Raw genomic sequence first — 21,656 nt, forward strand, 5'->3', positions numbered from 1 at the left:
TCTCTATTATCCCTAACGGGGAAGAATCTGAACTCTACACTAAATGTAGGGGGCTCCACGGGAATTCCGGAAGAGCCGCCCTGTTTTGCAAGTCATATTATGAGTGTTATGGTTACTTGATACTGATCAACAGTCGTAACTAGTGAGAAACAATTAGCTTAGTAAGGCTTAGGAAACGACTAATTTTTAACTCTAAACATCAATCCATTAGTCCATATTTAGAAAATAAAAATTACAAATGAGCTCTCAATAATAATGCTAAAGGCTAATAGCTTAGAGCTATTAAAGGCGATAGTATAAATTTCATACTATTAGCTTCATGCACAAAGAATCACACTCTAGCATCAGTTAAAATTAACGATTTTCTTGATCCCCATATTATAAATATATTCGTCTAATCCGGATAATAATAGTCAAACGCGAAATCCTATATATAGCTAGTCCACTATAAAATCGCAATTAATGTTTACCCTTACTTAGCAAAGATCATTATTTATGAGCTCATTTTATTCTGTACTATCAAAACTAACTACAGGCTTCAGAAAACCTAGATAAGAGCATGAAATAAATGATCTGAACTGAAGATTAGAAAACTTTAATCATTTTGATTATCGTTATAGTCTTCTCATATTTTTTTCATAAGTCTCTCATGACTTATATGCTGGGATTTGCTTAGATAGGAACTATAGTTAGGGCTATTAGATCATTTTTATTTGGCGATGAATCAATTGCTCTAGTCATACGCATAGTGTTTTAGTGCGGCAACATAAAAGCTTTGCATTTCTTTTTATTAACGTGTGAAGGCTTTTGATGAGCGCTTCATTTGAATAATCTTTAATCCGTTTCTCATGGTCAAAATAGTATTGATAAATAATGGTGAATCTAGCTATCAGACCCTGGAGCAAGGACTTAAACTCTACGAATATGAGGTGATAACCACTGATCGAGGGGATGACGGGCTGCTATTAGCATTGAGCGAATCTCCAAACTTAATTTTGGTTGATATGGAGGCCCCAGTATTAGATGGCTGGCAAATAATCAAAAACCTGAAGCAGTCTAGAGCTACCTGGCTAATTCCAGTCATCGCTTTGGCAAGTCGTGATATTGAAGGACAACTACTTATTCAGGCAGGCTTTGACGCCTATGATCGCAAGCCACTATCTCTCAAGCATCTTTTACGAAGAATTGAAGCTTTATTAGGTTCTCCTGCCTCTATCCAGACAGGAACAGACTATACCCATGCTATCCCAGTACCTATTAACACCACTTCTTCACCTGAAAAGATCGCTAACCTTGAAGAATCGTTAGCGTCTACCTCAGTAGTTTACGTGGATGATAGTCCAGCTGACAGCGAGGTTATGGCCGAAATTGTAAAAAAAGCAGGTTATAGCTATTTCAATATTTCTGACTCTTTACAAGCGTTACCACAACTGTTGGAGCTTAAACCGCAGCTTATCTTTTTAGATCTAGTCATGCCAATGGCCAATGGTTATGAATTATGTGCCCAGATTCGACGCATCTCTGCCTTTAAGAAGACTCCCATTGTCATTGTGACTAACAATAATGGAATTGCCGATCGACTACGTTCCAGGTTTGTAGGTGCGTACGGTTTTTTGCACAAACCGATTAGGGAGAAATACGTTTTAAAGATACTGAAAAAGTATGATTGTCAGCCACAAAGATATAAAGTGAGTGTTTAAAGCTATAGCAAGCACTGATGTTATGAACTATATGCGCAAGACTCTCTCTCTCTTGTCTAGAAGGCCATAACTTTTTGCAATTTCTAGAGAAACATCGGGAAGATTTTTCAGAAGGTTATCCCAGGTCTGATACGTGTGTAAGGCCTTAATCACCAGGGCTAAAGGTTCTGAAAGGATAGCAGGAAAATCAACCTCTTCTGTGAGTTTTAGCTGAAACGCCAATTGCTCTTGGGGTGGTCTAAACCGTGCGTCCACCCCTTGGCGGTTACCTCTGGCATCCATACGATACCAGCCGATTTCTGGTAGATAGACTGCACTCAACCCATGGAGACAGTAAGGTGCACCCTGGTCATTAATACTCAGGCGTTGATAGCAAAAACCAGCAGGAATACCATTGGCTCGTAATAAAGCGGCTAGCAGATGGCTTTTGGCATAACAATAACCTGTACGGGACTGCAACACATCTGATGCCTGGCAGGTAATAGGATTTAGCTGATAGTCAAAACTGTGATAAATTTCATCGCGCACCCATCGAAAGCAAGCTTTGGCTATTTCGGTTGAGCCTTCATGGTTTGCCGCTAACGTCTTAGCCAGGTCTAGAATGGCTGGATGTTGCCAGTCAATAATGTCAGTGGTCTGCAAATAGGCATCCATGGTCCCACAAGCGGTCATGTTGACCTCCAGGATTAAGTCAGTCTTCTCCTAGAAGCTTAGGAGATCAGGCCGCTATTGTAGACCAGTTATTTTGGCCTTATCTATCAACCGAATCAATGGATATTGATACATTTCTTATCTTGTCCCTCAAGCTTAAACCTGAATTTAGACCTGAAGAAACCTGAACTTTTAGGGATTTTTTCTGCCAGCTTTTGTCGATAACATCGAAGCATAGTGAACAGAACCATCATGAATGGTAGAGCTACTATGACAACCCCTGAATTCTCGATCCTTGTTGATTTACTAAAATATCGCGCAACTTATCAACCCAACCAGATTGCCTATACTTTCTTGCAGGATGGGGAAGTAGAATCTACAAATCTTAGCTATCAAACTTTAGATCAACAGGCTAAAAACATTGCTATTCACTTAAAACAGAAACTAATTCAGCCTGGCGATAGAGTGCTGTTACTGTATCCCTCAGGGCTAGACTTTATTGCAGCCTTTATGGGATGTCTGTATGCCGGTGTGGTAGCAGTACCCGCCTACCCACCCAGACACAATCAGAAATTATCGCGGCTAGAAGCGATCGCAAATGATGCCGACCCATCAGCTATTCTTACAACCAATGGGCTCCTGAGCAACTTGCAACGGCAATGGAAACAACATCCTCAATTGGCCCATTTACCTTGCGTCACAACAGAGAATATCCAGAACCAAACCCCGACTCACCTCGGCAATAACCACCCGCAAACTCACCATATCATCACAGCCGATACCCTGGCTTTCCTACAATACACATCTGGTTCTACCGGTAAGCCCAAGGGTGTCATGGTCAGCCATCGCAATATCCTTGCTAACCAAGAAATGATTAAATCCGCATTTCACCATAATGAAACAACGGTAATAGCCAGCTGGTTACCACTCTTTCATGATATGGGCTTGATCGGCACTATTTTGCAGCCCCTATACTTGGGCAGCCGCTCTATTTTAATGTCACCAACAGCCTTTCTACAAAAGCCCATTCGTTGGCTAAACACCATTTCCCATTACCGTGTCACCACGAGTGGCGGCCCCAATTTTGCTTATGATCTCTGTGTAAAACGGATTACTGCAGCGGAAAAAGCAACCCTCGACCTCAGCTCCTGGCGCATTGCCTTTAATGGTGCTGAACCCATACACGCCAAAACCTTACAAGCTTTTACAGAGGCTTTTTCACAGTGCGGATTTCGCTCTCAAACGTTCTACCCATGTTATGGCATGGCCGAAACAACTCTGCTAGTCTCTGGCGGCAGTCCTGAACGTACCCCCGTGCTTAAACAGGTAGAAAGGAACGCCCTGAAACATAATCAAGTCATTGCAAATAAGGATTCACAACAGGACTGCCAAACACTGGTGGGTTGTGGCCAAACCGTTTTAAACCAAGATATTGTTATCGTGGATCCCCATACCCAGAGGCCATGTCCTCCGAATCAGGTAGGCGAGATCTGGGTCACCGGAGCACATGTTGCCCAGGGTTACTGGGGACGTGAAGCAGAAACTCAGAAAACGTTTAAAGCCCATCCATTGGGCCTGTCAGAAAAAAACTATTTGCGCACAGGTGATCTCGGCATACTTGACTCAGGAGGAGAATTATTTATCACTGGACGGTTGAAGGAAGTCATTAATATCCGGGGTCGTAATTACTATCCCTATGACATTGAAAAAACGGTTGAAGAAAGCTGCTCACTATTATCTCCCCATACCTGTATCATAACCACGATTGAGCATAAAGAAGAATTAAAACCGATTGCAGTCGTAGAAGTCGCTAGACAATTTCGGAAATCGATCACACCAGAGGTATTCAAGGATATTTTAGCAGCCGTTTTCTCGCAACATCACCTTACTCTACATGACATCGTGATTCTCTCACCGACAAAAGTACCTAAAACGTCCAGTGGAAAATTAATGCGGACGTATTGCTCTGAACTATACCACGATCAGAAATTGCAGCCCATCTTATCCCTTCAAGAGGCATCCACACCGGATGCAATCTCAGAACAACCTGACAGGAAAAGTTTAGAGATGTTTGTTGTCAGAGAAGTTTCGGCCCTCGCCAAGATACCAGCAAAGCAGATTAAATTAACAGACAACATCAGTAGTTTAGGTCTAGATTCTCTATCAATTCAAGAGTTAGCGGTTAAGCTAGAGGCCGCCTTTAGTTGCTCAATATATATGGATTGGCTAGTCAGCGATCCAACCTTAGAAGATTTTATTGCTAAACTTTTGCATTCATCATCTGACGAGACTCAAGTTTCCAGGACTAAAGATGCAACTAGAAAAAATCTTCTGTTAGGGAAAGACAATCTACTCCATACTCTTTCTCAAGGACCGATTGCTGAACAGCTAACTAAAGTACCGATTCAGTTCTTAACAGTAGATGCTCAAAATGGCCGAGAAGTGATCATAAACAACAAAAAAGTTATTGATTTTGCATCCTGTAATTATTTGGGCCTGGATTTAGATGAAGAGGTGATGGCAGCGATCCCTGAGGCCATGAAAAAGTGGGGTGTGCATCCCAGTTGGACCCGTGCTGTGGCGTCCCCAAGGCCCTATCAAGAATTAGAAACGAACTTAGCAAAATTTGTTGGGGCTCCAGATGTGGCAGTATTTCCAAATTTAGCCATGACGAGTATCGCCACTCTAACCAGTTTAACGGTGCCTGGCTCTGTCATTTTTCTGTGCCAGGCCGCCCATAACACCATTCGAGAAGCGGCTGAACTGGCAATGGCGCGAGGTCGAGAAATTTGTGAATTTCGTTACATGGACTTCGATGATTTGGCCCAGAAAATGGCACGCTATCCTGAGTCTCCTAAGCTGATCGCTGTGGATGGAGTCTATTCGATGACATCAGAGTTTATTGACTTGCCTAAGTTATTGGCGGTAGCAGAACAGTTTGATGCTCAAATTTATGTCGATGATGCCCATGGGTTTGGGGTGATTGGGGAAAAGCCGACAGAAGAACTACCCTATGGTTTGCATGGCAACGGAATTGCTAAGCATTATGGCATTGACCTATCAACGGACCGAATTCTTTATGCCGCCGGTCTCTCTAAATCCTTTTCGTCCCATGCTGCCTTTGTGACTTGTGCCAACGCAGATATAAAACGGAAGTTGCAGTTGTCGTCTCCTTATATTTTCTCGGGACCAGTTCCCATTCCCACGTTAGCATCTGCATTAAAGGGGCTAGAGATCAATGCAATTCGGGGACAAGAAATCCGACAACGACTCTTTCAACTTACCACGCGATTGGTTGAAGGAGCCCGACAGCTGGGATACCAGGTCGATAACCACCATAGTTTTCCAGCCGTCTTTGTTGTGATTGGAGATTTGAATACTAGTATTAAAGCCATTGACTATCTGTGGGAAAAAGGAATTCTGTTGACACCAGGGCTCTATCCGGCAACCTCCTTGCACCGATGCGGAATTCGGCTATCGGTAACCGCCAATATTACCGAGCATCAGGTTAATTATTTACTGCAAGTGCTTTCCGAGCTTAAATCACAAGATTTATAACGCATGTCTAGATCAATCAAATGATGCCTAAGATTCTGAAGCCCCCTTAGCTCAATAAATTTGGGAGAGAGAAACCTCAAGGTCTATCAAATTCTATATTGCTAGTCAAATTAGGAGTTAACCATGAATACAACTATCAACCAATCGCTAGAACAAGTCTATGACCTGGATATTTGTGATTATTTAGGCCTACCGTACTCTATGACGGGCTATTGGGCTAATCATCCTGTTTCTGTAGCCGAAGCGCAAGAACACCAACTCGAATATCTATTTGCTCCACTCCAGCTTAATCCTAGCTGCCATGTTCTGGATATCGGTGGTGGTCAAGGAGGTTGTGCCATTTGGCTAGCCAAAAAGTATGGTTGTAAAGTCCTGGTAATCGATCTGGTTGAAGCTCAAATTTCAGCTGCTCAACAGCGTATTAAAGCAGAGGGATTAGAGGATCTCGTTGCTGCTGTCACTCAGGATGCCATTACCCTGGATTTCAGCCAGAAGTTTACCCACATTATCAGCATAGAAGCCATTTTTCATATCCCTGACAAAGCAAAATTATTTCAAAAAATGTTCAAATTCCTAAAAAAAGGAGGCGAATTTAAATTAACAACTCACCTGTACGACAAAGCTGTTTATCAGCCTTCTTTGATCGATAAAATCATTTTGTATCTTGTGTTAGGACAAGATCATTTAGAGTCAAAATCGATCTATGAAGATGCCATCATACAAGCAGGGTTTCAAGACTCTTGTTTTGAGAATATCAGTGCTCAAACCTTATATCCAACCTATAACAACATTGTTTCAGATCCTATTATAGGGCCTAAGTTAAGAACATATTTGAAGGAGATCAATGGTCGTTGGACACTTTGGTTCTATCCCTTGATCAAAAATAGGTTGCTGAAGGAATGCCAGAAGTCTGAACGGCTGTATGATTTGTATTCCATTAGTGGGAAAAAACCAGAATAAGGATCGTTATGGCAACCTCAGATCCTGGAGAGACACCTATGAAATTCTTTATCACCGGAGGAAACGGTTTTATTGGCTCCCATGTTGTCAAAAAACTGATAGAACAAGGTCATTCAGTTCGGTGTCTACTCCGGACAACCAGTAAATTACACCGCCTCGACAATCTAAACTACGAAGTTCAGTACGGAGATATTCGTGACAAAGAATCGCTAAAACAAGGCATGGCTGGGTGTGATGGGGTCATACACCTGGCCAGTTTATCGAGTTGGGATAGCATGACTGAACAGTGTAGTGATGGAATCATAATCACAGGGACCCAAAATCTTTTGGAAGCTGCTCAAGATATGGGACAGTTACGCTGTGTTTATGTGAGTAGTGCAGCAGCTGTCAACGGCAGTCTGCAACCAACCCTACACAATGAGAATAGCTCGTTTAGTCTGACGGGGAAGAGTTATGGGTATGCGATCGCAAAACATCGAACCGAAGTCCTTTGCCAACAATTCGTGAAATTAGGCTTACCCATCGTCATTGTTAACCCCACTGAAGTCTATGGACCTCTGGATACCGAGCAGGTCACCTGTGGTACACTCATCGACTTTCTCAATAGTAATCCTGTCATCGTCCCTCAGGGTGGTACCAGTATTGTCCATGTAGAAGATGTGGCCACTGGCATCATCCAAGCATGGAAAACTGGCAAATCTGGAGAGCGATATATCCTGGGAGGAGAAAATCTTACTGTTAAAGAACTGGCCAAACTCACCCTTAATATCCAGGGACAACAGAAGCCGATCTTCACCCTACCCCGTGCTGTTATCCTCACCCTGGCCTGGTTAGGGAAACAGTTGAAGATCCCCATGCCCTTCAACCCCAGCATTATTCCCTACGCCATACGTTATTGGATGATGGATAATTCAAAAGCCCGCCATGAACTCGGTATCGAATTTCGATCTGCCAGGGATGTGCTTGAGCCGACTATCCAATGGCTCGACACCACCTGGTTTCACTAGCCATGGATGAAAAACAGAGAACATTAGTCATTCTGATTTCTAGTATCCTGATAGATTTCATTGGCGTTGGCATTGTGATTCCACTGCTACCGTTCTACGCCCAAACCTTTAATGCATCTGCTTTAGAAGTAGGCATTTTACTGGGCCTATTTCCCCTAATGGGTATCCTGGCACCGACCCTGTGGGGAAATCTGAGTGACCGTATCGGGCGACGACCTGCACTCCTCTTTAATATTGCTGGCACCACATTATCTTATCTGTGGTTAGGATTAGCCAATTCACTCTGGATGCTGTACGTAGCCAGAATCTTAGCAGGAGCATCCAGTGCCAGTATCACCATTGCTCAATCCTACGTTGCGGATCTGACTACAACTGATCGCCGTACCAAGCTCTTAAGCTTTCTAGACGCAGCATCGGCTATTGGTATTGTGTTAGGTCTCGTCATTGGTGGACTCTTAGTCGGCAGCAACCCGTCACAGCCGAATTTCCAGCTACCTGCTTTCGCAGCAACGACTATTTCTGGGTTGACCTTTGGTTTGGCCTTGATGGCCTTACCTCAGTTTAGACATCGCACAATCGCCTCTAAACGTAGCCTCAATCCTCTCTCAAAACAGTTTTTCCTTGACCTGAAAAAAACACTCCAGCGCCCCTTGGTCGGGGTACTGATGACAATGGTATTCGCAATCCTATTTGCGACCACAGGAGTTGAAGCAATCTTCGCCCTGTGGTGTGAACAGCGACTGGGATGGGGACCTCAACAATTTAGTATTCTCATTGTCCTTTACTTTCTGGCAATCGCCAGCCTGCAAATTGGGATTACGGAGAAACTTGCTCATTCATTGGGAGAGACCAAGTTACTGTTGTTAGGGTTGTGTATGCTAACGCTGGGACTGATACTGCTACCCTTCTCCAACACAATTCTGCAGTTAGTTGGCTCTATGATGTTTTTTGTTATGGCTGAAGCCACAGCAACTCCTACGCTTACCAGCTTACTCAGCCGTCTATCTGGAGCACAACAACAGGGTAAAACCCTGGGCTTAATGCAATCAGTTTCAGGCATAGGCGGATTCTTCGGTTCCATTGGGGCAGGCTTCGTCTTTGGTTATCTGGGAGCCAATTGGCCCTATTGGATCAGTGCAATTCTCATGCTGATCGGAACCTTTGTCTGTTGGACATACATTAACCAAACCAGCCTATTATCTGTAATGCATCGGCGGCGACGGCAAAAGTCTATCCATTTATTTAAGCTGCTGGATCACAATAACAACGGCACCCTTGAACTTACAGACTTTCAACAAGCAGGTCAAAATTTAGCAAAACTCAGAGGATGGTCACCGAAAACGACTGAGTATGAAGTTCTACAAGTTTCCTTTAGCGGATTTTGGGAAATGCTACAACGGTTGGCCGATCGAGACGGGAATCAACGCATCGATCTAGCAGAATGGTTGCATCGTTTAGATCAGCAAATTGATAACGACTTTTCGAATTTCTTTCTACAGGTGATTGACACCAACCAGGACGGTCAGATGGTATTTGAGGAGCTACAAACCTTTTATCAAGCCTATGGCATCAATACGGACGACTTCGAAGATGCGTTCCACTCCCTCGACCTCAACCAAGATGGCCACATTTCTCAAAAGGAATTTGAAACTCTCTTTGCCCAGTTTCTCTATAGTGATGATGTACAGGCCCCAGGCAACTGGATATTTGGCGTCAGCCTACCCAGACAGCTGTAGAGGGAAGAAATAAGGGGTTGACCCTTGACGATGCTGTTAATTAACTCACCAACCGCATTGTTCTTGGCTGGGTAAATCTCGACGGCATATTACTGCCAAAGGCTCGCTGGATATTGTCCATGGTCATGACTGCCTGGGGACGATCGTCTGCCAGTAACTTACGATTCAATAGCAGCAATCGATCGTAACGGTTGAGGTTATCCCCCCATTCATGGCTGCACACCAGCAGCGTTTTTTGCTGGGCACTCAACTCAGCAAAAATATCCACCATGATGGCCTCAGTTTTTTTATCGATCCCGGTAAAGGGCTCATCCAGCAAAAATAGCTCCGCCTGCTGGGCCAGGGCACGAGCTAAAAATACTCGCTGCTGCTGACCACCGGACAGTTGACCAATGGGGCGATCTTTCAAAGTCAACATATCCACCCGGTCTAGGGCTGCGCTGGTCAGGCGCTTAGCTTCATTGCCAGGACGACGTCCCCAACCCAAAGACTTTGTCTGGGCCATCATGACTACATTCCAGACAGTAACGGGATAGTCCCAATCGATTTGCGATCGCTGGGGCACATAGGTCACCCGTCGTCGCTGCCGTCGTAGGGGAATCCCATTGAACAGCACCTGTCCCTGACAGGGCGCGAGTCCCAAAATAGCCTTAATCAGAGTGCTTTTACCTGCTCCATTGGGACCGATTAAGCCGACCAGTTCCCCCGGCATTAGGCTTAATGAAATTGCCTCCAGTGCCGAGATACCCCGGTAGCTAACGGACAGGTTTTCCACTTCTAACATTGGCAAAAATGATAATCGTTCTCGTATGGCGTTGAAACTATAGCAAATTTTTCCAGGTCTGCCACGGGTAATGGGTCAATGATTAAGCAATCTATACTCACACCCCGCCCAACTCAGGTTAGGGCAGAGTTCTAGGTAACTGGGTTTGTGGTTGTCTACCTTGATTTCTGTGGGAAAAAAGATTTAGTCCAGGCTATTTTGACCTTTAGCCATAGAGAAGTGGCTGGTCAAAACGCCTTGGCTGGGACTAAACAGTAGTGCTAGTAAAAAGCAGACAAACAGGGTCAACGTAATGGCAGGTCCTGAGGGAATATTCAGAAAATAACTCATATACATACCTATTAGGCTAGAGAGAACGCCCAGTCCGGAACCAATCATCATCATCCAATGAAGTTCTGTGGTGAGTAATGATGCGGCGGCAGCTGGGCTGATCATCAACGCCATCACTAAAATCACCCCTACGGTTTTCATGCCTGCAACGATGGCCAGGGTGATGACGGTCATCAAGCCCAGGTTAATGGCATTGACCGGTAAGCCACTGGCTTCTGCCCCTAGGCGGTCAAAGGTAAAAAATAAGAGTTCTTTGTAGAAAAACTTGACGGCTATCAGAATGGCTACGGTGATGAGTCCGACTTGCCAAACATCGGCAACGGTAATGCCAAGAATATCGCCAAATAGGAGTTCTTCCAGGTCTAAACGACTTTTTAGGGTGGTCAGTAGGGTAATGCCCAGGGCAAAAAAGCTGGAAAAGGTGATGGCCATGGCCGTGTCGATCTTGACCTTTGACTGGGTCTGGATCCAGGTGGTGACAAAGGTGCTGATCATGCCGGAAATAAAGGCTCCGAGGAGGAGGGGGATTTGCAGGAAGTTTGCGATCGCAAGTCCTGGCAACACCGCATGGGCCACCACATCCCCCAGCAAGGCCATTTGCTGCACGATCAAAAACGTACCAACCACCGGACACAACACACCGATCAACACACCGGCCATCAGCGCCTGACGCATAAAATCATAATTAAGGGGATCCAGCAGCCAATCCATGGCGAACCTCAGAGCACACGGTGAGTCAGTCTAGCATTCGCAAACCCTTCTAGCGCACCCATTTACCCCATCAATTACAACAATCGCTAATTCATGACTATAATGACTGTGAAGTTGGCCTTTACCTATATAAAGAAGACATCAAGCAGGCATAAACCCCTCGCAGGTCGGCTTCCAGAAGCATCCCGTGCTCACAAAAACTCCCGTATATAAGTCAGTTCCCTGTTTTCTAGAGGGCACCTACCCCATAACCTCTAAGTTCCCTCCAACAGCAATGCTCTAAATCAAAACCTTGCAGATCAAGTCATCTCAAGGATCAGCAGTGCTGAAAATTTAATTGCAGAGAAGCATGCTTTCACTGCTGATATGCATTGCCAATTCAAGGATCTATTAATAGCTCGGCAAATCCTTAGGACCACAACTTCAACCATGGCTGAGAAGCCCCTATTTCTCAGTACCGGTAAACCTGTTAATAATCAACCAGCAACTATATGTTCTTTTCTATACCAGTTGCAGATTTTGCAGCAACTCCCACCCTGGCCTATGTTGCTCCTAGCGCTACCAGCATTGTGGCCTCTGCCCCGACTAACAAAGCCAGCGAAGGACCCACAACGATTGATATTACAAACCTACCCCAGGCCGTTTTTGAAGCACATCCAGGTTTGGACAATGCAGTTGCAAATGATGGTCGCGATGATGCGGAGACAATCCAGGCAGTACTAAAATGGCTGAAAGCTAGACGTACAGCAGGCAATACTCAACCGACAACTATCTATATTCCCGCAGGTACCTTTGACCTAGCCAACCCCCTCAAAGTACAGACAGCAAACATTACCATCAAAGGGGCAGGGCCAGGTCAAACCATCCTGAAAAATGCCCCTTCGTTCAAAGTGGGTACCCAAGGATTACCCGATGGGGAAACTGTTTTTGACTCCATTAATCAAGACGCTTATTTGTTCACCGTAAAGGAAGCGACCAATAATGTCTCATTTATGAATATGACCGTCAGTGGGCCAACTATTCATGGGGCCATTCTGAGTGGGCGCAATCAGGGGCTAGTGGTTAAGAACCTGGAATTTAATGACTTTCTATGGAGCTCTGTGAGGCTCTTTGAAGTCAGGAATGCCAAAATCCACAACAATGTTTTTATTGATGCTGGAGGACAATCTGAGGGAAATAGTGGCATCACTGGCGGCTCAATTTTTGCCACCTATCTCAAAAATTCTGAAATCTACAACAACAAAATTTCTAAAAGCAGACAGCGTGAAGGTAACGTCTACGGTATCAAGGGTAGAGAGTTTAGAGATACCCGCATCTACAACAACACCATCAATACAAATTTTGCTATTGAGCTACCCTTCGAGAACGATTACTTTGTAGAGATTGATCACAACTATCTCAACGGTGCAATTTCGGTCCCCAAGTTTGCAGGTGGCGAAGTTCCTAAGGATGGGTTTACCTTTCACATCCATCATAACTACTTTACCCGCTCCTATTCCCTAGAATGGGCTCGTAATGGTGCCGAAGTTGATCACAATGTCTTTGTGTTTGACCCTGACAAGGACGGCGGGAATTTGATTTCAAACTTTGCGTCGGAACCCGCCAATGGTCCCACCAAGTTTCATAACAATCTAATTGTGAATCCAGGCAGGGGGATCGTTTGGCATGAGAATATCTATAATAACTTCTCGTTTTACAACAACGAAGTCATTGCCAATAAAACTAAAACACCGCGAACCGCTGGTCTATTCGGCTTCCATGAAAAAACAGACTTTAGCACAATTGCCATTAAAAATAACCTGATTAAAATCAATGGCGTCTCTCGACCACTGATGCGCAATCAGCAAAGCTATGGGGCCACTATCGAAAATAATCAACTAGTCAACGTCTCTGATGCCAATAAGTTTGATAATCCCAGTACAGGAGCAACGCGCGGTCTTACGGCACCCCTTGCATTCCAAGTGGGGGCCAATGGGGAGTTTGCAGTTAATGGCCAAGAGCTGATCACACATGCTAACAGCAAGACTCTGACCGCTCAGACTAGATGGTCTCCCAAGGCATTATTTGCCAGCATAATGGGTATATTCTCACAGTATATGCCTCGTAACTAATTGACGTTGGCCGTTAAGATGTCACCATAGTTGTCACCATAGTTGTCAATGCTGTTAACAAACGATTGACCTCGGCTAACGTGTTGTAATGCATTAGGCCAATCCGCAATAGACCACCCCGGTCTTCAACCCCTAACCGTCGCGTTAGGTTAAGGGCATAGAAATTACCATGCCAGGTAAAAATTCCCTGTTGTCCTAATGTGTTTGCAATAACTGCTGGGGGACACTTTGCCATCCGAATAGCCACTGTCGGTAGACGCCATCCCATCTGCTCTGATGCAGTAATGCCATAAATGGTTATCTCCGGCAGCTGTAACAGTCCCTTGATTAAGGATTGGCAAAGTTGTCCCCCATGGTGATGAATTGCCGTCATGGCTGCCAATATGGCTTTACGACGGTGGCTTACCTGGGGAGACACAATCTGTCCTAAGTCTGCTAAATAGTCCACAGCGGCCGTTACACCGGCTAGCCCTTCATGGTTTTGGGTACCGGTCTCCCATCTATCGGGAATTGCCTCCGAAGCTGGTCTCACCTTATAGGGGAAAATCTGCTCCAGATGTTCTTGTTTGCCATACAAAACCCCGATATGGGGACCAAAAAACTTATAGGGAGAACAAACTAAAAAATCACAATCTAGCTGGTGCACATCAATCGGTCCATGGGGGGCATAGTGCACTGCATCCACATATACCCAGGCTCCTGCATCATGGGCCAGTCGAATAATCGCTGGTAAATCATTGAGGGTACCTACAGCATTCGAGGCATAGGTAATTGCCAACAGACGAGTCCGGCGACTCAGCTTACTGGTTAAATCGTCGAGATCTAGAGTGCAATCCTGAGGATGCATATCGATCGTGTGAACAATCATGCCCCGCTCTCCCAAGGCCAACCATGGAGCCACATTGGCATCATGGTCTAAACAGGTAACCAAAATCTCATCCCCTGGCCGTAGCTGACGACCAATGGCGCGACTCATGGCAAAGGTGAGGCTGGTCATATTGGGACCAAAAATAATCTCTTTAGAATCGCATCCCAAAAAGTCAGCCATGGCCCCATGGGCAGCTGCAATCACATGATCAGTGCGTTGACTATTAGCAAAGGCTCCATGGGCGTTCGCATTGTCATGAGCTAGATAATGCCCCACCGCATCAATCACTCTTTGAGGCACTTGGGTACCGCCAGGACCATCAAGAAAGGCGACGGGATTGCCATTAATAGTTTGATCTAAGGCTGGAAACTGAGGACGAATCCAGGCCAACGGCAAGGTAGTAGGCTCAGAGGCAGGTGCAGCAACAAGTCGAGACACTAGAAAAGCTCCTTTACGCAGGGGAATCGAAGGGGATATCTGGGCAGGTAAAGACAAACACATCACGATAGCCACTGTTGCCTATGGGCAAAATCGGAGTGGTATAGTGGAAAAACTGATGGTCGTTAAACACTAATAATTCTCCAGGGTTGAGTACCTTACGCAGGATAGGCTCAGCTCCTTTCACAACAGACAGCTGAGTTTCCGCTCCTGATACACCCTGGCGAGCGATGCAAAGAATACCGACGAGATCAACACCGTCATGGTGGATACCCTCGGGGGCAGGGTTACCAGACTGATTGAGGTGGGTGGCAATGCGAATCTGATGTACGCCCACTTCCCGAAAGGGAGAACACTGTCTGCAGAACTCAAAGAAGGTCAGTACAGCCTGCTTAAACGGTTCGGACTGGACCAGCGCTATCGATAGTTCCTCGTAGTCTCGTTTGACATTGCCCAGCAGCCGATTGTAGGTTTTACTCTGGTAGAAAAAGGCATGGGGCAGCTGGGTGAGCTGACGATCTGTTATTTGGAAATGAGAAAATCGTCTAAAGCGGTAATTGCCTTCCAGGTAGGGGTCGGTTGGTAATGTTTCAAAAAATGGTTGGATCGTCTTGAGGTTGCGCTCGCTAATGGTTTCAATCGCGTAGCTACTCAGACAACTAAATTGTTTTCTGGTGGATAAAGACAGCATATAAAACTCCCGGCATTTTTGAGATCGTTTGAGTCCCCATGGGTCTCTCCTTGCACAAGTGCTGGAATGGTTCTAGAGATTATTATCCCTTCAATGTTTTAGCGAATAACGAGGCGATTTGCTGAGACGCCGGAGAAACATCATCGGCGGCAAGATGAACATCAAAGAGACAGACAGCATCAGATGTCCGCGCCTCGGTAAACGCCTGACGGAGTTGTTCACCCGTCTCGATGACAAATCCTTTGCCGCCCATCAAATTAGCTAACTGGGCATAGTCCAGCCGAGGAATCTTGACAAAGTCTGCCTCTTGGTGAGCCATCATCCGTAGTGAGGCATAGGAGCCGTTGTTAATCACAATTACAATTGGATTTAACCCCAGCCGCTGAGCCGTGAGCAGCTCCATGCCCGTCATCTGAAATGCCCCATCCCCCACTAAGACAATCGTCCGGCGGAAAGGGTCAGCCAGCTGCGCCCCAATCATACCGGGAATACCAAACCCCATACTGGCGTAGTAGGCGGGACTCAAGAAAGAGGTACCCTCCTTCATCCAAATATCATCCGCTGCAAAAATAACATCTCCTGAATCTGTTACCAAGAGAGTGTCACCATCAATAAACTGATTTAATTCGTAGATCAAGCCACCCATGGACAGAGAGCCCAAAGATGGGGCTACACGGGGAGCCATGGCCATAATAGATGACGGATCACGGTAGGGTAAATCCTGACTATTTCCCAATGCACGGATAAAATCTACAAACCGAATGTCAGGATATTGATGATGCTTAACAGAAACATGCTCTGATGTTACGGAGATGGCACAGGCTGGCTCTAAATGGGCACTAAACAACCCCAAGTTGATATCGGTCATAAAGGTGCCCAACATAATTAGACAGTCGGACTCTTCGACTACCCTGGCCACATAACTATTGCCAACGGCACCATTGTAAATACCAATATATTGAGGATGGCCTTCTGGAAAAGCAGATTTTCCCAGCATTGTAGAACAAACAGGAATGCCTAATCGTTCTGCAAAATCGATCACTTGCGCCTGCAACCCAAATCTGTGAACTTCTGCTCCCACAAGCATTACGGGAGATTTAGCTCGATTCAGCATCAGGCGTGTTTCAGCCATAGCTTCCACTAGCGTATCTGGATCTGTCTGTTTTAGTGAGAGGGGCGGATAGTCAGCCAACTCGATCTCGGCATAGACCATATCGCGAGGAATTTCCAGATAAACAGGCCGCTTAAATGTGATCGCCTGATCAAGGGCTCGATGAATTTCTAGATCAGCTGTGGCTGGATTATCAAGGGTCACGGCGTAAATCGTCACCTCATCGTACACCCGACGCTGGGAGTCAAAGGATTTAACCTTATGGTGCAATAACTCTCTTTCATGGCGTTCCTGTACTCCTGGACTGCCACTTAAAACCACCAGTGGTGACTTTTCAGCATAGGCTCCGGCAACAGGATTCACCATATTTAAACCGCCTACACCATAGGTGACGACGGCTAAACCCAAACCTCGGATCCGTGAATAAGCATCAGCAGCAAAGCCAGCCGATGGTTCGTGGGTCATGACAATCGGTTGAATATCACTCTCGGCTAAAGCGTCGTAGAGTGTCAGAGCAAAATCTCCAGGAATACCAAAGGCATGTTGCACCCCTTGCTGATGCAACAGATTAAAAATATGTGGTGCCAACTGAGGCATTTTACTTCCTCCTCAAAGGCTTGACTTTCTTAAAGAATTAAGTTGGCCCTAATCTCTTCTATAGATAGATCATGGCCGACATAATATAGAATGTGTGGATTTTGTTAAGAAAAAACATACGATAATTTGTGAAGATGTTGCGAGAGATTCTATATCTTTCAATGTCAAAGTATAAATAGCTATGATGGAACGACAGGCCTGTCGGGGGGTGTGGGGGAGTTTAGGCCCCCACGAACAGGAGGGGTTCGGGGAGGAAAGCCCTGAGCAACCCTTATCGCTATTGGCAAATTTTCAACCGATGATTTTTAAGTGGTTGGTCGATCGCAGAACCGACTGTTTGGGGCTCCTCCGAGTGCCCCAAACCCCAATGGCTAAGACGGGGCCGCCCGTCCTAGAACCTAGCGGAAAAATATAAATGTTATTCCCTAGTGGCGTGTTTGGGTGGTCGGTTGGGTGGTTTAGAATTTTGCGCGCTGCGACAAAATTCTAAAAAGAGGAGTCATCTAACTCTTAGCAGACTAAAATAGCCTAATTAGAACTTTGCTCTCATCTTCTATGAGTCTTTACGCAATCAACTGTAATCCAGCACCATGGCTCTTACTTCGATAGGCGGTAGCTCGACGTATACGCTGCTCAGCCATTTCAATCGCAATTTGTCGGGGTAGTTTATCCGTCTGCACAACATTTTCCAACATCAAGGTTATGTTCTTACGAATTTTCTCTTCAATGGTTTGAAATGCAATCTCCTGATTACCACCGCCATATTCTACCGCACCACAAATAACACCACCTGCATTGGCAATAAAATCAGGAATTACCAGAATATTACGGTCATGACAGATTTGTTCTGCTTTAGCCGTAAACGGAATATTGGCCCCTTGAATCACCAGTTTAGTCTTCAGTCGATGCACATTATCAGCCCGGATAACATCCGGTCTAGCTGCCGGAATCCAGATATCACAGGGAATATCGATGATGGCATCGCGAGACAGTTTGTCGCCGTCAGTATAATCTAGAACACTTTTCTTCTTACCCTTTAGTTTAGTTAGTTGAGTGACATCGATGCCGTTAGAATTAAATAATGTTCCTTGGGAGTCGGTGGCACCGATCAAGATAGCGCCTTGAGCAGTGAGAAATTTAGCCGCATGGAGACCGACTGAGCCAGTACCTTGGATCACAAATTTTGCCCCGATCAGATCAATATGACAAAAATTGCTAGCCACGTCTGCCACAACACTGAGTCCATAACCTGTCGCGCCCACTTCATCCAAAGGAATACCACCAATGGTTGCAGGTAAGCCAATGGCTCGACCTGTTTCTTCTCGAACCCAGGCCATACAGGCTTCATCTGTACCCATATCAGGGCCAGGGATATAGTCAGTTATATCTTTGATGGCTCTGCCAAAGGCCCTCATCAGAATTTCCTTTTTGGCTGCCGAAACTTTTGGATTGCTTAGAATGGCCGCCTTCCCACCGCCATGGGATAGATCGGCTGCGGCATTCTTCAACGTCATGGCTCGTGCCAGGCGAAAGACTTCTTCTGTAGTCACATCGGGAGCCATGCGAACGCCCCCCATAGCGGGACCACAGGCAACATTGTCCACCACCACAATAGCCTTTAGCCCACTGTCGTGATCATAAATATGGATGATTTTGTCTGGCCCTAAGCAGTCACCAAACTCAAAAATATTTTTCATTATTAGATTTCCTCCGAAGCGACATCTCGCCGTCATGTAATTCGGAGCATGTTAGGAGCTACCTACAGTGTGAAGAAATTATTCAATACCGTGTTGAATTTGATAAAAAACATAATGTAGCCTAAAAGGCCTTAGTCTTCATAGTTTCTCAGTACCCCTGGGGGCAATGTCTAACGCTCTCTTACCTTGAAAGAATTTTTCCCCGACAGTCACCAAAGCCAATTTTCCTATAATTGGGAGATTCGCAATATCCTCGCAGTATGACTTCGTCACCGTCGGCTAAGAAAGAACGCTGTTCTCCCGTAGGCAATTGAATGGGGGTGGTGCCCTGATGAGTGATTTCTAAGAGTGACCCCCAGGTCTCTGATGTGGGGCCTGAGACTGTCCCACTAGCGAGCAAATCGCCTGGCTGCAGGTTACAGCCATTGCTAGTGTGGTGGGTGATCATTTGAGCAGCGGTCCAATAAAGTTGGGCAAAGGATGCCTGACTGAGACGTATAGGGGAGATATTTTCCTGCGACATCTGGGCTGAACTGAGCCATACTTCTATCGTCAAATTAATTCCGCTCAAGTTGTTGTTTTCAGTTAAATATGGCAGTGGTTCTGGATCATCTACAGATCGCTGTAATGGAGAACACCGGAAGGGGGCCAGGGCAGCCATAGGGATGACCCAGGGAGATAGGCTGGTGGCAAAGCTTTTACCGAGAAAGGGGCCCAGGGGCTGATATTCCCAGGCTTGAATATCGCGGGCTGACCAATCATTGACCAGGCATAGGCCAAACAAATGCTCTTCTGCTTGATGAATAGGGATAGGCTCTCCTAAAGCGTTTCCCCGACCTACCAGTAGTCCTACTTCTCCTTCATAGTCAAGGCGTTGACTGGGGCGGAAACTGGGGAATTCTCCAGATGCTGCAGGTCGCTGTTGGCCCTGGGGACGATGAATCGGCGTATGACTGACCACAATAGATGAGGCCCGACCGTGGTAGGCGATGGGAATGTGCTTGTAGTTGGGTAATAGGGGGTGGTCGGGGCGAAACAGTTGACCGACGTTGGTAGCATGGTGAATCGATGCATAAAAATCAGTGTAATTACCAATTTGGGCCGGTAACAACATGTGAACCTCAGCCATGGGCACCAGAATCTCTTGGTCAGGGGGTGGGGTGGCTACTTCGAGCAGATGACTGAGCTGATGACGTAGGGTTGTGATCGCCCGTTGCCCTAAGCCCATGAGAGGGTTCAAATGGGTTGCCATACAGGCGACTTTGATCGCTTCTGGCAAGTCGGTCAATACCCCATTCTGAATACAGACAGACAAATCTACAATATAGTCACCAATCGCGATGCCAATGCGGGGTTGTGACCGACTCCGTTGAAATATACCAAAGGGAAGATTTTGGATCGGAAAATCAGTGTCTGGGAGGTTGGCACTAGCAACCCAGCTTTGCAGGTGCGGGTCATGGGTAGCATCAAGTGGAGAAGGCATAGGAAGATAATGGCGAAGGAGTCCGTAGCAGCCCTAAACGGTCCAGGTCCGCCAGGGAGTCTTGGAAGGAGCAGGAGCCAATGCCTAAAAAATAGCGACTGCGCACATGGGTCAGGAGCGCTAAGGGTAAATGTCCGGCTACAGTGGATAGTTCTGGTTCTTGGGACCACAGGGGACTATGGCAAATAATCTCCCGAGACGAGAAAATGAACGCATCAGGGTTTTCGATTTCTAGAATACTGGCAATCTCAGCCACGGTCGCTCCATAGCCATAGGCAAAGGCAGCGGCAAGAGCCATATTAAGAAAGCCATGCATTTTGACAAACCTACCGTTTGGCAGGGGTTGCCAGCTCCGTAGGGGATGGTGTAAACCGGCTGTTGCCTTAAAGGGAATACTGTTGCTGGCACAGGCGATGAGAAACTGAGCCAGGACTTTGATGCTGGGAAAATCGTTTGGAGTTAAGCCCCCTGTACGAACTTTAACAGCAGCCCGAGTACCCTGGAGTACAGCAAGATACTCGGACAAGGTGGCATCAAGGGGGACTTCGAAGAAGAGATCACTATGGGGGGGTAAATGAGGTAAAAGAGGTGCGATTGCCTCCACGCCACCCACCTTAAATTCAAGAGCCGAGATCGTAAACCGGTTTTGTTTTTCTAGCCACGGCGCTAACCTTTCTAATGCCTGCAATGAGGGCTCTAGAACAATACTAAGGGGCCAGAACGCAGCCGCATATTGCTGATCAAGCTGATCTAAACAAATTTCAAACTGTGGCAATTGAGACAGCGGTAAAACGAATCTACCCAGGAGCCAACGATGGGGAGTCTTGCTGTAATGCTCATAGGCAGCAATTACGGCTGACAAATCTAATGCTGCAGGAGGGAAAAGCCCTGCATAGTCAATTAACGTTGAGAGAAATAACCGGAGAGAAGGGGCAGCCATAGACTATCAACGCATGATTAAACTAGTGTGCATATGATGTGCGCAATAATTTGTGACGGAATTTAGTAAACGGAATTTAGTAAACGCTAAGCTACTGCGCCAGCAAAATCAATTATAGTCTCTCCAGCTAGACTAAAGCATTGGCTATAATAAAAATGTGAGACATCTTCAAAAGAGTGTCCTCAATGTTTATCAAGTCTCCATCAGAAACCCTGACGGAGACCTATATTATCCCTAAGCTAACCAGACTTGACGTGTCTGCGCTAGAGGTATTCTGTTATAA

16 protein-coding genes are annotated in these 21,656 nt (G+C 45.9%); 7 read left to right on the forward strand and 9 right to left on the reverse strand.

Annotated features, from left to right (window positions below; all coding sequences use genetic code 11):
* The first annotated feature begins 848 nt into the window (after positions 1–848).
* Positions 849–1,700, forward strand: a complete 852-nt coding sequence (locus IXB50_RS05180; protein ID WP_215607884.1) for a response regulator transcription factor — start codon at positions 849–851, stop codon at positions 1,698–1,700.
* A gap of 27 nt (positions 1,701–1,727) precedes the next feature.
* On the opposite strand, the gene IXB50_RS05185 is transcribed toward IXB50_RS05180, so the two are convergent.
* Positions 1,728–2,354, reverse strand: coding sequence for a transglutaminase-like domain-containing protein (locus IXB50_RS05185; RefSeq protein ID WP_215607979.1), 627 nt, complete (start codon positions 2,352–2,354; stop codon positions 1,728–1,730).
* Between the two features lie 267 nt (positions 2,355–2,621).
* Between IXB50_RS05185 and IXB50_RS05190 the strand changes: the two genes are divergently transcribed.
* From IXB50_RS05190 to IXB50_RS05205, 4 genes are all read left to right on the forward strand, one after another.
* Positions 2,622–5,909 carry an aminotransferase class I/II-fold pyridoxal phosphate-dependent enzyme gene (locus tag IXB50_RS05190; protein ID WP_215607885.1) on the forward strand — a complete coding sequence of 1,096 codons (3,288 nt, stop codon included), beginning with the start codon at positions 2,622–2,624 and terminating at the stop codon, positions 5,907–5,909.
* Positions 5,910–6,032: 123 nt separating this feature from the next.
* Entirely contained in the window at positions 6,033–6,869 is an 837-nt protein-coding gene (locus tag IXB50_RS05195) for an SAM-dependent methyltransferase (RefSeq protein ID WP_215607886.1), read from the forward strand.
* Positions 6,870–6,907: 38 nt separating this feature from the next.
* Complete coding sequence (locus tag IXB50_RS05200) at positions 6,908–7,876, forward strand: NAD-dependent epimerase/dehydratase family protein (RefSeq protein ID WP_215607887.1); 969 nt, start codon at positions 6,908–6,910, stop codon at positions 7,874–7,876.
* A gap of 2 nt (positions 7,877–7,878) precedes the next feature.
* Positions 7,879–9,612: an MFS transporter gene (locus IXB50_RS05205; protein ID WP_215607888.1), complete on the forward strand. Its 1,734-nt coding sequence runs from the start codon at positions 7,879–7,881 to the stop codon at positions 9,610–9,612.
* A 40-nt stretch (positions 9,613–9,652) separates the two neighbouring features.
* Here the strand turns inward: IXB50_RS05205 and IXB50_RS05210 are convergent, their stop codons facing one another.
* The gene (locus tag IXB50_RS05210; RefSeq protein ID WP_215607889.1) at positions 9,653–10,396 is read right to left on the reverse strand and encodes a metal ABC transporter ATP-binding protein; all 744 of its coding nucleotides are present in this window, start codon (positions 10,394–10,396) and stop codon (positions 9,653–9,655) included.
* A 183-nt stretch (positions 10,397–10,579) separates the two neighbouring features.
* Positions 10,580–11,437 (reverse strand): metal ABC transporter permease, encoded by an 858-nt coding sequence (locus IXB50_RS05215; RefSeq protein WP_215607890.1) that lies wholly within the window; start codon positions 11,435–11,437, stop codon positions 10,580–10,582.
* 491 nt (positions 11,438–11,928) lie between these two features.
* Here IXB50_RS05215 and IXB50_RS05220 point away from each other — a divergent pair, with 491 nt between their 5' ends.
* Entirely contained in the window at positions 11,929–13,548 is a 1,620-nt protein-coding gene (locus tag IXB50_RS05220) for a right-handed parallel beta-helix repeat-containing protein (RefSeq protein ID WP_215607891.1), read from the forward strand.
* 13 nt (positions 13,549–13,561) lie between these two features.
* Here the strand turns inward: IXB50_RS05220 and IXB50_RS05225 are convergent, their stop codons facing one another.
* From IXB50_RS05225 to IXB50_RS05235, 3 genes are all read right to left on the reverse strand, one after another.
* Complete coding sequence (locus tag IXB50_RS05225) at positions 13,562–14,854, reverse strand: cysteine desulfurase-like protein (protein WP_326520726.1); 1,293 nt, start codon at positions 14,852–14,854, stop codon at positions 13,562–13,564.
* 13 nt (positions 14,855–14,867) lie between these two features.
* Entirely contained in the window at positions 14,868–15,545 is a 678-nt protein-coding gene (locus IXB50_RS05230) for a 2OG-Fe dioxygenase family protein (protein WP_215607893.1), read from the reverse strand.
* Positions 15,546–15,627: 82 nt separating this feature from the next.
* On the reverse strand, positions 15,628–17,253 hold the full coding sequence (locus IXB50_RS05235; RefSeq protein WP_215607894.1) for an alpha-keto acid decarboxylase family protein: 1,626 nt from the start codon (positions 17,251–17,253) through the stop codon (positions 15,628–15,630).
* A 181-nt stretch (positions 17,254–17,434) separates the two neighbouring features.
* On the opposite strand from IXB50_RS05235, the gene IXB50_RS05240 reads away from it, so the two are divergent.
* A complete protein-coding gene (locus IXB50_RS05240; protein ID WP_215607895.1) occupies positions 17,435–17,668 on the forward strand; it encodes a hypothetical protein in 234 nt (77 codons plus the stop codon).
* Between the two features lie 148 nt (positions 17,669–17,816).
* Here IXB50_RS05240 and IXB50_RS05245 read toward each other — a convergent pair whose 3' ends face one another.
* From IXB50_RS05245 to IXB50_RS05255, 3 genes are all read right to left on the reverse strand, one after another.
* A complete protein-coding gene (locus IXB50_RS05245) occupies positions 17,817–18,950 on the reverse strand; it encodes a Glu/Leu/Phe/Val family dehydrogenase (RefSeq protein WP_215607896.1) in 1,134 nt (377 codons plus the stop codon).
* Positions 18,951–19,131: 181 nt separating this feature from the next.
* The gene (fahA, locus tag IXB50_RS05250) at positions 19,132–20,433 is read right to left on the reverse strand and encodes a fumarylacetoacetase (protein ID WP_215607897.1); all 1,302 of its coding nucleotides are present in this window, start codon (positions 20,431–20,433) and stop codon (positions 19,132–19,134) included.
* Positions 20,417–21,373 (reverse strand): hypothetical protein, encoded by a 957-nt coding sequence (locus IXB50_RS05255; protein WP_215607898.1) that lies wholly within the window; start codon positions 21,371–21,373, stop codon positions 20,417–20,419. The genes fahA and IXB50_RS05255 overlap by 17 nt, the downstream gene beginning before the upstream one ends.
* Positions 21,374–21,656 lie beyond the last annotated feature (283 nt).

The organism is Leptothoe spongobia TAU-MAC 1115 (assembly GCF_018739885.1).
Taxonomy (GTDB): domain Bacteria; phylum Cyanobacteriota; class Cyanobacteriia; order Phormidesmidales; family Phormidesmidaceae; genus Leptothoe; species Leptothoe spongobia.